8 protein-coding genes and 1 pseudogene are annotated in these 13600 nt (G+C 62.3%); 5 read left to right on the forward strand and 4 right to left on the reverse strand.

Translation table 11 applies throughout. The features are described from left to right. Positions 1–32: 32 nt before the first annotated feature. Complete coding sequence (locus tag JIN78_RS14745; RefSeq protein ID WP_200392758.1) at positions 33–2174, forward strand: ComEC/Rec2 family competence protein; 2142 nt, start codon at positions 33–35, stop codon at positions 2172–2174. On the opposite strand, the gene trmB is transcribed toward JIN78_RS14745, so the two are convergent. The 4 genes from trmB to JIN78_RS14765 all read right to left on the reverse strand — a co-directional run bounded on the left by trmB (position 2158) and on the right by JIN78_RS14765 (position 7826). Beyond that, positions 2158–2772 carry a tRNA (guanosine(46)-N7)-methyltransferase TrmB gene (gene trmB, locus JIN78_RS14750; protein ID WP_200392759.1) on the reverse strand — a complete coding sequence of 205 codons (615 nt, stop codon included), beginning with the start codon at positions 2770–2772 and terminating at the stop codon, positions 2158–2160. The two genes, JIN78_RS14745 and trmB, sit on opposite strands and share 17 nt — an antisense overlap. A gap of 66 nt (positions 2773–2838) precedes the next feature. Beyond that, positions 2839–3609, reverse strand: coding sequence for an SDR family oxidoreductase (locus tag JIN78_RS14755; RefSeq protein WP_200392760.1), 771 nt, complete (start codon positions 3607–3609; stop codon positions 2839–2841). A gap of 56 nt (positions 3610–3665) precedes the next feature. Then, on the reverse strand, positions 3666–4355 hold the full coding sequence (locus JIN78_RS14760; protein WP_200392761.1) for a hypothetical protein: 690 nt from the start codon (positions 4353–4355) through the stop codon (positions 3666–3668). Between the two features lie 21 nt (positions 4356–4376). Next, on the reverse strand, positions 4377–7826 hold the full coding sequence (locus tag JIN78_RS14765) for a hypothetical protein (RefSeq protein WP_200392762.1): 3450 nt from the start codon (positions 7824–7826) through the stop codon (positions 4377–4379). Between the two features lie 278 nt (positions 7827–8104). Between JIN78_RS14765 and JIN78_RS14770 the strand changes: the two genes are divergently transcribed. The 4 genes and pseudogenes from JIN78_RS14770 to JIN78_RS17365 form a co-directional block, all read left to right on the forward strand. Next, the gene (locus tag JIN78_RS14770; RefSeq protein WP_200392763.1) at positions 8105–8749 is read left to right on the forward strand and encodes a sigma-70 family RNA polymerase sigma factor; all 645 of its coding nucleotides are present in this window, start codon (positions 8105–8107) and stop codon (positions 8747–8749) included. Between the two features lie 5 nt (positions 8750–8754). After that, positions 8755–10110, forward strand: coding sequence for a hypothetical protein (locus JIN78_RS14775; protein ID WP_200392764.1), 1356 nt, complete (start codon positions 8755–8757; stop codon positions 10108–10110). Between the two features lie 165 nt (positions 10111–10275). Further along, entirely contained in the window at positions 10276–12663 is a 2388-nt protein-coding gene (locus JIN78_RS14780) for a hypothetical protein (protein WP_200392765.1), read from the forward strand. 447 nt (positions 12664–13110) lie between these two features. Continuing rightward, positions 13111–13379, forward strand: a pseudogene (locus tag JIN78_RS17365) (transposase); the annotation flags it as partial. Positions 13380–13600 lie beyond the last annotated feature (221 nt).

Genomic DNA, 13600 nt, shown 5'->3' on the forward strand with positions numbered 1-13600 from the left:
GCTGGCCCCTCCTGCTCCCCGCGCTCGGTGCCTTGGGCGGCATCCTCGCGGCGGAGCTCGCTCTCTGGCCTCTCCTCGTGGGAGCCATCGTGGGCTCTCTTTACCAAGGTCTCTACCGCCGCCAACCCGTCTGGGTGATGGCGGCCCTGACCCTCCTGACCTCAGCCCTCCTGCACCAAAGCCGGGTAAGGGCCCGGGCGGACCTCGCCGCCGTGCTAGCTTCGCAGGGCCACGTGACCCTCACCGGCACCTTGGTGGAGAGCAATCGCACGGGACTGCTGCCGCGCCTCTTCCGCACCGACCAAGGTGGCCTGGTGCGCCTGCACGGCCTCCCGGAGGATCTCCGCACCGGCCAACGCCTCACTCTCTCCGGCCAACCCTTCCAAGCGAGGGAAAAGCGCAACCCGACCGGCTGGGATCCGGAGCAAACCCTCTGGAAAAAGGGCCTGGCAGGCTCGCTTTTTGTCACCGGAGCCACCCCACAGGGCTGGTCGCGGGGCCTTCCCCGCCTCCGCGGTTGGGCGGAGGCCTGGCGCGCCCACTTGGCCACGCGCGTCACCACCGGCATCAGCTCCCCGACGGCGGCAGAGGTCGTTCGAGCCGTCATTCTGGGGGAAAAGACTGCCTCCAGTGAGGCCTTCCAAGACTTTCGCAAGACGGGAACCATGCACATTTTCGCCGTCAGTGGTCTCCATGTCGGTCTCGTCGCCCTCCTCGTCTATGGTGTGGGCCGCTTCCTCCGGCTGCCTCCCCGCGCCCTGCTTCTCACCGTGCTGGCAGCCATGTTCGGCTACGCCTTCATCACCGGCCTGCGTCCCCCCGCCCTCCGCGCCGCGCTCATGGGCGCCCTGCTCCTGGGCCGATTCCTCCTCCTCCGCCGTCCGGCCGCCTTCAACAATCTCTGCGCCGCCGCCCTCGTGGTGCTAGCCTGCGACAGCTTCCAACTGTGGCAGCCAGGCTTTCAATTCAGCTTCCTAGTGGTGCTGGTCATTCTCTTGCTCGAGCCTTTCCTGTGGCAGCGGGTGGAGCCCCACCTCGGGCACGATCCCTACCTCCCCCGCCCCCTCTGGAGCCCGTGGCAAAAAATCAGCTCCCAGGCCCGCAGCCAAGCTGCCAAGATGTTCACCGTCTCCCTCACCGCCTGGGGTGGTTCCGCCCCCTTGAGCGCGCTCTACTTCGGCTGGTTCACTCCTGTAGCAGCGCTGGCCTCGGCCTTCATGGTCCTCTTTGCCTTTGCCATCCTGGCCGGAGCCTTCCTTAGCCTGGCCGTAGGACTCCTCCACCCGTCGGCCGCTCTGCCCATCAATGCTCTCAATGGCCACTTGGCAGACTGGGCCCGCTCCTCCGCCACCGGCTTCAGCCGCCTGCCGGGAGCCTGGACCCGGGTGACCAGCCCTGCCCCCTGGCAGAACGGACTCTGCCTTTTTGACCTTCCCTACGAAGGGACGGCCAGCCACCTGGCCATTGGCGGCGGCATCCTGATCGATGGCGGCCGCGCGGCGGATTTCCAATGGATTGTGCAACCAGCGCTGGAAGCCAGCTCCCTTTCCTGCGATTCCCTGATAGCCAGTCACAACGATGCCAACCACCTGGGTGGACTGACGGCCAGCCTCGCCATCTGGCCCATCCGCCAGATTCTCCATCCTCCCGAGCCCCCCAGCTACGAGCTCGCCAATCTCCAGCAGGCCGCACGGAACCAAGGCACCCGCCTTCTCCCGGCCCGAGCCAAGCAATGGCTGCCCCTCGCGAAAGATGTTTCCTGCGAAGTCCTGGCCACAGGCACGGGGTCACCGGGGCGGGCCGACGATCGCAGCCTCATTCTCCGCCTTCACTGGCAAGGCTGGCGGCTCCTCTTTACCCACGAGGCCGGCTATGAGACGGAGTCCCGCCTGCTCGCGGCCGGGCTCGACCTCTCCGCCGACGTCTGGATTTGCGGGGCGCAGAGCGCTCTCTTCACCGGACACGACGCCTTCCTCGCCCACCTGGGCCCTCGCCTCATCATCACTCCCCGGCCCGCGCCTCCTCTCTCACCCTCCCGGCAAAAGTGGTTGCAACAGAGCGGAATCACTCTCTTTGGCAAGCAGGAGCACGGGGCCATTTTCCTCTTGCCCAGTGCAAACACCTTGACCGCCCGCGGCTATCTCTCCGGCGAGGAGTTCACTCTCCCTCGTTGACACAGTGGAGAACCTGCAGGGACTTGCCCTCGGCCTCCCACTGCAACTGGAAGTCGGACTTGGGATCAAACTGCCCGGCGGGAAAGGGCGTCACCGTCAACTTGGGATAGCGGGCCAACTCTTCTTCCGCCCACTCGAAGTAGTCCTCATGGTCGGTCTTGAAGAGGAAAATGCCGCCCGGAAGCAAGAGCTGATGAACGGTCTCCAGAAAGTCCTGCTGGATCATCCGTCGCCGGTGGTGCTTGGCCTTGGGCCAGGGATCCGGGCAAATGAGATGCAGGCGCGAGACCGATCGACGGGGCAGAAGCCACTCGGCCGTGTAGGCCGACTCGAGGCGCAGCACCTTGAGATTACTGAGCCCCCGGGTCTCCGCTCCCCGGCAAGTTTTCTTCACCCGGCCCAACAAGCGCTCCACAGCCAGGAAGTTGCGGTCGCGGTGATGCTCGGCAAGAGCCAGGGTGTAGGAACCATCCCCCGAGCCCAAGTCCACCTCGAGGGGCTTGCCATCAGCAAACAAATCCTCCGGGGCCAGGCGAGAGAAGTAATCCTCGGGCACAAACTCGTGGGTAAAGGGCGGGCGATAGCGGGGTTCAGTCACGGCGTGGGCTGGCACAAAAAACCGCCTGCCCCCACTTGGAAAGCAGAAAGTGCCCGCCCCCCGCCATCAGGGGTAGTCCTGCCGGGTGGGCCGGATGACGACATCGCTGAGATGGACATGGGGAGGAAGAGCCACGAGATGGGCGATGGTCTCGGCAACATCGTCCCCTCCCAGCAGGGGGCCGAATTTATCGTGAAAATTCTGCACCAGCTCATCGCTGTAACCCGCGCCTTCCTGAAAACCACTGACCACGATGCCGGGAGCGACACAGGTGACCCGCACTCCCTGCGGACCGATCTCGCGCCGGAGAGCCTCCGCCATGGCGTGAATGGCAAACTTGGTCGACCCGTAAATCGCGCTGAAGGGCGAAACCATGCGCCCGACAACGGAGCCAATGACGACGATGTCGGCCGCCCTTTGCGGATAGTCGCGCTCCTGCCGGGCGGTCAGCACCCGGGCCGCCTTTTGCATCAGCAGGGTCGCCCCCACCACATTGACCTTCAGCACCTCTTCATATTGGCCAAGGTCGCCCTCCTTGACCGACCCGCCCAGGCCGCGCCCGGCGTTGGCGACAATCAAATCGGCCTCCGCGCCGAACTGCTCCCGGGCGGTGGAGAAATAGCGCTCCACGACAGACTCCTCGCTGGCATCACCCGCCACCCCCCGGAAGGAGGGGCCCAGTTCATCCTCAAGGGCGGTCAGCTTGTCCTGTCGGCGGCCTCCACCAATCACGGCATAGCCCTCGCGCACGAAGCGCCGGACGGTGGCTTCTCCGATACCGGAGGTCGCTCCGGTGACGATGGCGAGGCGGGAATACGGGGACTCGTTCTCAGGCATGGAGGCAGCTTGGCACTGCCCGGCACCGGCCACAAGCCCCCATCCCGCAAGGGAACTCACTCCGGACGAAAATCATTGAAAGCAAGCACTCGGGGAGCGCGCCGCCCTTTTTCCTGGAAGATGAAGGCAACCTTCCTCATGCGGGGATCATGGGTCCAGGAAGTCTCGCAGATGGGATAGATGGGAGCATCGGCCTTCTCCCGATAAGCGAGATTGACCGGATAGCTTCCCTTGCCCTCGCGCGGAGAGGCGAGCAAGAAGCGGCTCTGGGGCTTGAGAGTCAGCTTCTCGCCACCGACCTCGCCCGCCACCGCCACCCCGGTCAAATTGAACCACAGCATCCCTCCAGCGGCAAACTGGTCGAAATCGGCCGCGGCGGGATGAACCGCAAGGGGCAGAACGGAGTTCTCCGCATCAGTGGTCAATAGGAGATAGAAGTCGCGGCCCGCAGGCAGGGTCACCCGGGGAGCACGCGCAGGGATTTCCTCCCCCTCCGCCGGTGCGCCGGGCAGAAAGACCAGCTCGGTGGTGGTGCCGGGCACCTCGTAGACCGGAGAAAAGTTCATCCCGGGCAGGGCGACTTCCTGCCCCCCTTGCCCATCGTGCAGATAGGCCGTCTTGGGAGCTCCGGCGGGAGCGTTCAGGTAGAGGATGCGGCACGTGATCGGCTCTCCTTCCTGGGCGAGAAGGCCCGGAAGGAAGAGAAGATTTGCCAACAAAGTGCCAAGAAGGAGTCGGGTTTTCATAGTTGTCATTTGAGAGAATGGTCACACTTCGCTGTCTTTCAACCAGCGAAAAGCAACGAGAGAAAAGCGGCGCCCGAACTGGCGGTTGGCCTCCACCTCGGGAGCCCCGGTGCGGGCAAAGTCCTCGCTGGCATCGAGGAACTCGCGCTGTCGGCGCACGAGCCCTTCGCAGGTCGCGGTGGCCACAATGCGGCCATTGCGGTCCCGGGAGTCGCCATAGGCCCGGATGGTGAAGGTATCGTCCCGCACCGAGAGAATGGGCGCGATCGCCCGCAGGACATCGGCCTGGCGCGTCCAGCCCGGGAGGCCAAAGGCACTCTCTCCTTCCGCCGCCTCGGGAAAGGCGTAGGCCGCCCGCTGGGCTTCCGGCAGCTGGGCCGACCCGGCATCACGCGAGAGAGCCGCCAAAGTGCCGTAGAGCCCGCCGCCCCCCTCTCCCAGCTCATCGAGGGCCGTTTGCACCGCACCCGCCAATGCCAGGTCCCCGGAACTCAGCTGACGATTAACGAACTCGGACAAACTCAAGAAGGGCCCGCGCAGACGGACCTGCTCGACAATCTCCTCTGCCAACCCATCCAGCATCCCTTCCTCAAAGCGACGATAGCCAGTGAACTCCGAACTCTCGGGAAATGCCCCCGAGTAACCGGGCGTGCCCGCCTCGGTATCGCCCGCCACCGGGAAGCGCGAAAAAGCAAAATCGGTCTCCCCGGATAGCGTCACCGCCGACCCGTTGGCCGAGGGTGCCAGGTAGGGCACCCGATGGCCCCGGGCATGCCCGAGGAGAGCGCGCCAAGCCACCACCGAAACAGAATTGACGTTGAACATGCCTTCCACCTCCAGATGAGCGGCCACTTTTTGCCAGCCCTCATCGCTCGTGATCACTTGCCCCAGGCCTTCCTCATCCCGATCACCGCCAGAACGCACCGCCCGGTAGGCCCGATTGTCGAGGGGCTGCTCGCCAGCGAGAAACTTCTCCACCACCTCTTGGGCCGACTCGCCCCCCCGCCCGAAGTCAGCGGGCCGGGTCGCGATGGAAGAGAGAAACCAATCATCAAAAAGGAGATGATTTGCACAGTAGGCATCATCGTGCTGCAAATTCTGCCCCCCACTGGGCGCCCGTCGGTTCACCACATCATTGGGCGGGAGCAAGGGCGTGGCATTGCTATTGCCGATGAGATTGAACTGATAAGGCGGAATGGGATTTTCGTAGCGCAGATCCCAGTTTTGCAGCTCGGCCAGGGAGCAGAGCGGCCGCAAGGGCAGCTCGGCGGCGATCACCCGGCTCAGCCCCGTGCTCTTGTCGAAACCACTCACGATATACCCCTCGTTCGCCTCCGCACTGCTGTTGGGTAACCGGCTATCCCCCGGCGCATGCACGATGAAGCTGTAGTCGAAAGGCGAGTTCACTGGATGCAGGACTCCGGGGTATTCAAAGGCAATATCAGTCTCCACCACGGACTTCGAACCCATGGCCGTGTAATTGACCAAGGGGCTCGATTGCAAGAAACCCCGCGCTGGGAGATGGGACTCGGAGGCCAAGCGAGTGCCGAATACCGTGGAGAGAAAGGGCACGGGATTGCCATCGACCTCGCCCACCGTGGGCTGGGTGAACTCATCCGCAGTCTTGTCGGGATAGACCTCCCGCGCCATTTCCCGCGAGTAGACCATGCGGTAGGCCAGGTAGCGCTCGTTCGAATTAGCAGGCCCCATATCGAGATAGATGCCCACTCCCTCGCTGATGTCGTTGTAAGGAGTATCGAAGCGGGTATTGACCCGAATCGGGTCGCTAGCCCGCACGGTGGCGACATTTCCCCCCACCTCCTTGACCGGAAAAAGAAGGCCGCCGGAGGGCTGGTAGCCAGGGGCCAGCTCCAGCTCGGAAGTGCGGGCCGTCAAGACCGGCTGGCTGGAAGCCGCGCTGAAGACCACACTCTCCCCGGGACCAAGCAAGAATGGGCGGCGAATGGTGCAAACCATGCGACTGTGGGTGGACATCCCGGAAAAGCCCTTGCTCTCACTACCCGCCAGGAGACTGCGGTAGCGCCGGTCCGCGCGACCGATCTGGTAACTGAAGGCAGCCGGCAAATTGCGCTCCAAGCGGAATTGCAGAGTGGAGGCCCGCAGGGTGACGTTGTAGGGATTCCACATCGTGATGACGGGATTGACCAGCAAGTGCAGTTCGTGCGTCCCCGTGCTCGTCTCCTCTGCGGCCGGCTTGGAATAGTGGGAAAACACCCAGTGCATCCGGGCAATGACGGGGGCCACTCTCACCTGGTGGAGAAACTGAAAGGCGGTCTGCGTATTGGCGATATCGTAGGATCGATTGACCACCATCGGAACCCCCGAGGCATCGGTGGAGACGTTCTGGTAAAAGGTCATCCAATCCTTGAGATGGTGCCAACTGGCCACCGCACCATGTTGATAGATGGGTGCCGATCCCAAGCCCCCCCGGTAGCCGGACCAGGGATACAAGAGGGAGCGGGAGGCCTGCACCGCCCGGCTCTGCGGGCGCTCCATGGTCAAAGCCCGCTCCGGGGTGACCTGAAAAACCGGAACATTGTTCCGGGGCAAGTTGTCCCATCGTTCGGTGAAGAGTGACAAATCCTTGCGCCATCCCCCGGTCGCAACATTGGTCAGCAAGCCCCGTGAGGAAACCGACAAATCGTGGAAATGACGTCCCGCCGGAGATTGCGAACCCTCCCGGAGAAGGTCGAGCGAAGGCAGGGAAACGGTCTTGCGCACCGGGGAAGCATCCTCAAGCAAATCATCGAGCTCAAAAACCCCCGGATCTGCCTCCGCATGGGAACGGGCCAGCACAGACCATTGCGCGGCCCCGCCCTCCTCCGGCTCGTAGGGCTCCGGCAGCCGCGCCTTCTGGTTTTCTCCCGAAACCCACCAGGCCAAAGCCCCCGAGTTCTCGTTAAGGCTGGTGGGCTCCAGATAGACTTCCTTCCCACTGTGCTCTCCCAGGGTGCCCGTGCCGAGCAGCGGCACCGCCCCCTCCCGCGGCGAGCTAGAGGCAAACTGGCGCACCTCATCCGGGCGGGACGAATCACGGGCAGAGGAAACCAGCCAACGGAGAAAGCGCCCGTCACCCGAATCCGCCAACTGGCCCTTGCTCTCGTATGCAGGGGCGATGGGCCGGCCAGCGAGAGCCCCGCTGGTCACATGGTCGCTCCCTTCCCAGCTTTTCCAAACCCCCAGCACGGGCGGAAAGTCGCTCTCCAGCAGATTGGCCGACGCAGTCACCCGGGTATCGGACCCCGCATGCTTCTGCAGGGCACCAATCGCCAGTTGCAGGGCCAGACGCGCATTGGCCCGGGCGACCTCTTGGTGGGTCCCCGCTTGCGACGAACGCACCACCGTCGAACTCAATGACAAGAGCCCCACCGCAATCAGTGACAAAAGAATCATAAGCGTGACGGTGACGACGAGGGAAAAGCCGCGGGACTCGCGGATAGAAATTGGCAAATTCGGGCGGATCATGGGTTTTTAGATGGGTTGGACACAAAATCGACCCCTCAAGAGGGGCCTCCCGTCATTACAATGTGCACCGCCGGGAAAACCTGACGGAAAAGGAAATCTTTTTTCCGACCCGCCAACCACCACTCCGAAAGCTCCCTTCTCCGGCAATTTTTTGACAAAAGACAGCCATTCTGAGAGAAAAGGCTCTGCTAGACGGAACCAGGGAAAAAGAGCCGACCCTCGTTGCCATTCCCTCCCCGGCAGCTTATCTATTCTCCCTTCCCATGTCGTCGTCAGCATCAGGCCGTTCCTTCACTCCGCCCGCCACCCACCCCTGGGTGGAGCAGGAGAGTTCCGCCGATCTGACTGACCCCAATTCTGGCGACCTTCGCGAACACGCCAACCGGTTTTCCCACTTCGTCACCGATACCACCCCGGCCCTGCGCGCCTTCCTCTGCACCCTCCTGCGCGACCAGACCGAAATCGATGACTGCATGCAGGAAGCCTTCATTGTCTCTTGGGAAAAATTCGACCCCGCCTGGGAACTGGAAGACTTCCGCCGCTACTCCTTCACCTGCGCCCGCTACAAGGCCATGAACTACCTTCGCAAGAGCGGAGGCCGCTCCCTCGTCTTTCTCGACCCCGAGGTCTCGGAGCTTTTAGCCAACCGGGTGCGGGCCCTGGCCGAGGAGGAATCCGGCGACGAGCACCGGGAGACCATCCGGGCCCTCCAGCATTGCGTGCAGGACCTGGCCCCCGACCAACGGAGAATCCTGGAAGCCCGCTATGGCGACGGCGACAAGGAAAGCCTGGAACAAGTCGCCATCGACCTCTCGCGCAAGCTCCCCACCCTCTACAAACAATTGGAACGACTCCGCACGATTTTGCGTGATTGTGTGCAGCGCAAAGTGAAAGGAGAACTCCAATGAGTGAGATGGCAAGTCCGCAAGACTGGCCCGATGCCGAGCTGGCCAGCCTCGTCGATGGCATGATCGACGGCCAGCTCGACCAAGAGCGCTATGCCCGTTTGGAAGAACGCCTGCGCAATGAGCCCGCGGCCGCCGACTACTGCGCGCAACGCATCCTGTTCAACTCGAAGCTGGCCCAAATTCTGGGGCCCTCGCGCGTGGAACTCGTCCAGAACCGGCGCCTCCTCATCGAAGGCCAGGGGAGCAACCGGCGGGTCGTCATCGGGCAAAGCCAAACCACCCAATTCGGCGGCGGAGGCGAAGCCCTCCTCCTGGAAGGGACGAGCCCGGCCAGCAACACCCGCAACCCGCTCTGGGGCTACCTTTCCATCGGCATCGCCATTCTTTTGGCCGCTCTCGTGCTCTCCTTCGCCATCCTGCGGCAAAAGGAAAGCCCGCCCCCTGGAGCCCCATCCCCCCAGGAAGCAGGCCGCCCTTCCTCCGTGCTCTGGCACCGCAAGCCCAAGTCCCCGGCCGACCTCCGCTACTGGCTCCAGAACATGTCCCGCCACGGCTTCAACCTCGCGGAAATGCGGGCAGCCACCGGACTGGAAACCACTGAACTCGAGTCCGCCCTGCGCCAATACGAAATCACCGGAGAAGAGCTCGACCATAGGCGCGACCAGCTCCTCGTCCTCCCCTATCCCGGCGGCCGCCATCCCCGCATCGGCAACCGCGAAAAAGCGGTCAATCCCCAGCGCGACTCCAAAGTGAGCGTCTTCACCCCCTGGTCGCGTGAAGACTATGTCGTGCTGGACCTCCCCGAGGCCCTCTCCTCCGACAATTACTACTATTACCTCTCCCATTCCGACCTGCCCACCATCTGGAGCCTGCAGGGCGTCCAATTGCCCTCCCTCGAATGGGAGCGACTCCCCACCGGAGCCTACCGCTACCGGCGCGAGTTGCCCAACGGGGTCTCCTTCGGAGTGGAGGTCACCCCCCTGGCCGACTCGGTGCGCCTGCGCCTCACCATCACCAACGACACCGCCATGCCCATCCGGAATCTGAAGGCGCAGAACTGCGTCCTCCTCGGTGGCATGACCAGCTTTTCCAACCAAACCCTCGACAACAAAGTTTTCCAAGGCAGCTACGCCGCCTGCCACAACGAGGCGAAAGACCGCTGGGTGATCACAGGCTGGGAGTCCGCCAACCGCCTCTGGGGGATCGCCAGCGCACCCTGCCTGCACGCCGACCCCCTCATCCCAGTCTGCCAACCGGGCGAAACCGTCGTCCTGAACGGCTGGTTTTCTTTCTATGAAGGGGAAGACATCACCGCCGAGCTCGCCCGCATTGAGGCCTTGGGCTGGAAAGACGCCCCCTGAGGCCCTCGGCATCAGGATAAGGCGATAGCGATCAGGGCAGTTTTTTTGTCAGGAAAAGCTCCCGCAAGAGATGGGAAAGAGGAGCTCTCGTTCCCTCCTTATTTCCCACAGTCATGTCATCGGGAGGAAAAGGAAGGAAGGAGGGTTCCCATCCATTGAAAAACCATGAAAGCAACTCTGATAACTTCTCTCGTCGCCGGGGCCACCGCCGTAACCCTCCCCGCACAGACCCTCCTCTTTTCCGACACCTTCAATACCGATGCCGACGGGCAGCTCAATTCCTTCAATCCTCCCGCCGAGGGCCGTCTCGGAGGTCTCGCCGCCGGGGAAACCGCCCTGGAGTCCTTTGCCGCCCATCAGAACATCACCGGCAACCGCCTGGACTTCATCGGCACCGGGGGCGCTCGCTTTGGCGGAGAGACAGCCCGCTTCAACTGGGGCGGGGAGACCACGGGCCCGACCATCCTCGCCGCCGGCGGTCTCACCTTCCGCTACGAATGGACCCACAGCGGCAACACCTCCGAGTGGCTCGCTCTCAAGGCCGGCACAAACAATAGCGACACCGGGGTGAACGCAGCAGGCATCGACTACGCCTTCCTCATCCGACAAGGCTTCACCGCCAGCGGAGAAAGCAATGAATCCTGGGACAATGGAGTCGCCCTCGGCTTTTCCGGGCAAAATTACGCCCCCGTAGCTGGTGAAGCGACCACCTATGAGGTCGAGATCAGCTACTACTTCGAGTCCTTTGATGATGGCTCGCCCGTTTCCATAAGCGCTTCCGTCGACGGCACAAGGGTCTTGGCAGACGCCTTCACCTGGGAGGACAATGGCAATGCCGTCCACTTCGAGTTTCACGCCAATCGTCCCGACAACTTTCTCGACAATCTGACCATCGAAACGGTGACCGAGGTGCCCTTGCTGACCCGGCTCGACGGGCAGGAATTCGTCAGTGGCGACCCGGAAGGCACAGTAGTCGGCTCGCTCGTTTCCTGGCTTGCAGGAAATGAAGTGGGGGCAAACTATGAGCTGGTAAGCGGAGAAGGCGATAGCGACAACGCCCTTTTCCAAATTTCAGGAGACCAACTGCAAACCGCCGGCGACTTCACCGGCCCGGCCTCCACCGACGGCCAGGAATACTCCGTCCGGGTGCGGGCCACCAGCACCGCGGGCGGCGGCGAGGTCGATGAAGTCACCTACCGGCTGCGCCTCACCAAAGACGACGATCTGGATGATTTGCCCGATTCCTGGGAACTCTCCTGGGCCGAGGATCTGACCGTGCTGAGTGGGCTGGATTTTGCCGACGCCGATGGCGACACCTTGACCGACACCGAGGAATACCAGCTCAACGAGGGCCAGTTCGTCGGCTTCGGGGCCTATCCCGATCTCGATCCCACCAAGGCCGACACCGACGGCGACCAACTCAGCGACCTTGCGGAGCTTTACCCGACTTCCCTGCGCCCGGCCACCAATCCCACCCTCGCGGATACCGACTACGATGGCCTCAGCGATCTGGTCGAGACCAATACCGGACTCTTCGTCGATGCCAATGATACCGGCACCGACCCCGTCCTCGACGACTGGGATGGTGATGGTGCCCGCGATGGTTGGGAGCTCAGCCAACTCAGCGACGGCGCGGCAATGTTCGACGATCAGGTGATGCCCGAATCGGCCGTGCCGGCCATCACCGTCACCCCGGTCACCGACGATGCCTCCTCCCTCATCAGCCTGACCAAGGTCTACACCCACGCCCTCAGCGGAGGCACCGGGGTGACCATCAATGGCGTGACCATGGACGAAGTCTCCGTGGGCATCTCCCCGCCCAACTTCCTCTGGTCCACCTCCAACGGAGCCGACCAACTCTCTACCGCCGAAAATCTCGGGCAATGGCTGGCCGACATGGGCGGGGTAACCGGAAGCGGGCTCATCGCCCTCTACAACAGCTTCACCTGGTCGGGCAACGGCGACGTCCCAGGCGGGAGCCAGACCTACACCCTCAGTGGTTTGACCCCGGGCGAAGACTACCTCCTGCGACTCTACATCCGCTCCTTCGATCCCGTCACCGCCCGTCGCGTGGTCGATCTGACCTTCCGCAATGGCGACGAAGAACTCGTGCCCTACCGCGGCCTGGCAGAGGATGCCTCCGGCTACCTCTTGGGCACCTTCAATAACGATCAAGCCTACTTCTTAACCTGGCCCTACACGGCGGAAAGCGAGGAAGTCTCCATCGAAGCCCGCATCGCCCTCGGAGCGCAAACCGGCAACGGCTCCTTCCACTTCTATGGCTTGACCAACGAGATTGAAGGAGCCGTCGCGGCCCTTCCCCCCCTCGTCACCAGCATCTCCCGGGCCGCCAGTGGTGAAGTCACCCTCACCCTGAGCGGCTCTCCCGAGACCGCCTACCGCGTGCTGAAAAGCCCCGATTTGGCGACCCCCTTCGCCGAATTGGACTCCCCCCTCGCGGCCACCACCGATGCCACCGGCACCGCAACGGTGACCATTCCAGCGGCCGAATTCGACAATGCCGGGAAGTATTTCCTCCGTCTCCAACAATGAGGCCGATGAGAACCTCCAGCTGCTCAAAGCATCCGGATCCCAGAGTTCAGGATCAAGCCAGCAGGAAACTGGAGGGCGAATAAGCTTCTCCATTCTTCCCCAAACAAAGGCCGCTTGGAAACTTCTCTCTCCAAGCGGCCTTTTTGACGTCGAAGCGAAACCCTTTGAGACCGACACCCATGAAAAGTTCGAGTCCCTCAACGAATCGAGACTCAGGATTTCAGATAAAAGAAGAGAAATGGCAAACATCCCAGAAAGCAGGGGAGCGCGCTGCCAGCGCGCCTCCGCCTCCAAAATCCTCCCCTGAGCCCTTCCCCAATTCTTCAAATCTGGCAGCGGCTGCTCCAAGGACTTTTCGTCGTGATGACTCCCGTTCGCTCAAGACCTCCTTGACCGCCCGCAACTCGATAAATCCACCATTCACAGCCTTCCTCACCCCCGGGTATCACCCCTTTCAACCGCGATAGCGGAAACTTCAGAGGAAAAAGAACCACCTCTGGAGGCCGAAAAGAAGTTCGTCAGGCCCTCTAAATGGCCGCCCTTATTGCCTCCAGATTTAACCCCATCCTTAAAGAATTTTACCAACGACTCCTCGCCAACGGAAAAGCCAAGAAACTCGCCCTCACGCCGTCATGCACCAACTCCTCTGCCACCTTAACTCACAAATGAAAAGACACTTACAACAACAAAACCAAACTCAATCCTCACTCGCTTGATCTTTTTTCAGAAAGACAGTTGCTGACCCCATCTGTTCCGTCGCCTTGCACTGAGTTATATTCAACGAACCAAGATAATCAATTTCAAAATTAAACTGTTCACCCGGAAACAAGAATACCTCCTCATCATTCGCGTCAGGTTAAGAGCCTAACCGATTCGTAGCCAGCAAATTAGATTGGCAAAAACCACCTTTTTCCCTTGACAAGTCGAGCAGCGCGGC

It is taken from the genome of Roseibacillus ishigakijimensis, from assembly GCF_016595415.1.
In the GTDB taxonomy this organism is placed as follows: domain Bacteria; phylum Verrucomicrobiota; class Verrucomicrobiia; order Verrucomicrobiales; family Akkermansiaceae; genus Roseibacillus; species Roseibacillus ishigakijimensis.

Excerpts from the sequence above, each read along its gene's own strand:
- JIN78_RS14755 (WP_200392760.1), bottom strand. The coding sequence starts at position 3,609 with ATGCCTGAGAACGAGTCCCCGTATTCCCGCCTCGCCATCGTCACCGGA.
- JIN78_RS14760 (WP_200392761.1), bottom strand. The coding sequence starts at position 4,355 with ATGAAAACCCGACTCCTTCTTGGCACTTTGTTGGCAAATCTTCTCTTC.
- JIN78_RS14770 (WP_200392763.1), top strand. The coding sequence starts at position 8,105 with ATGTCGTCGTCAGCATCAGGCCGTTCCTTCACTCCGCCCGCCACCCAC.
- JIN78_RS14775 (WP_200392764.1), top strand. The coding sequence starts at position 8,755 with ATGGCAAGTCCGCAAGACTGGCCCGATGCCGAGCTGGCCAGCCTCGTC.
- JIN78_RS14780 (WP_200392765.1), top strand. The coding sequence starts at position 10,276 with ATGAAAGCAACTCTGATAACTTCTCTCGTCGCCGGGGCCACCGCCGTA.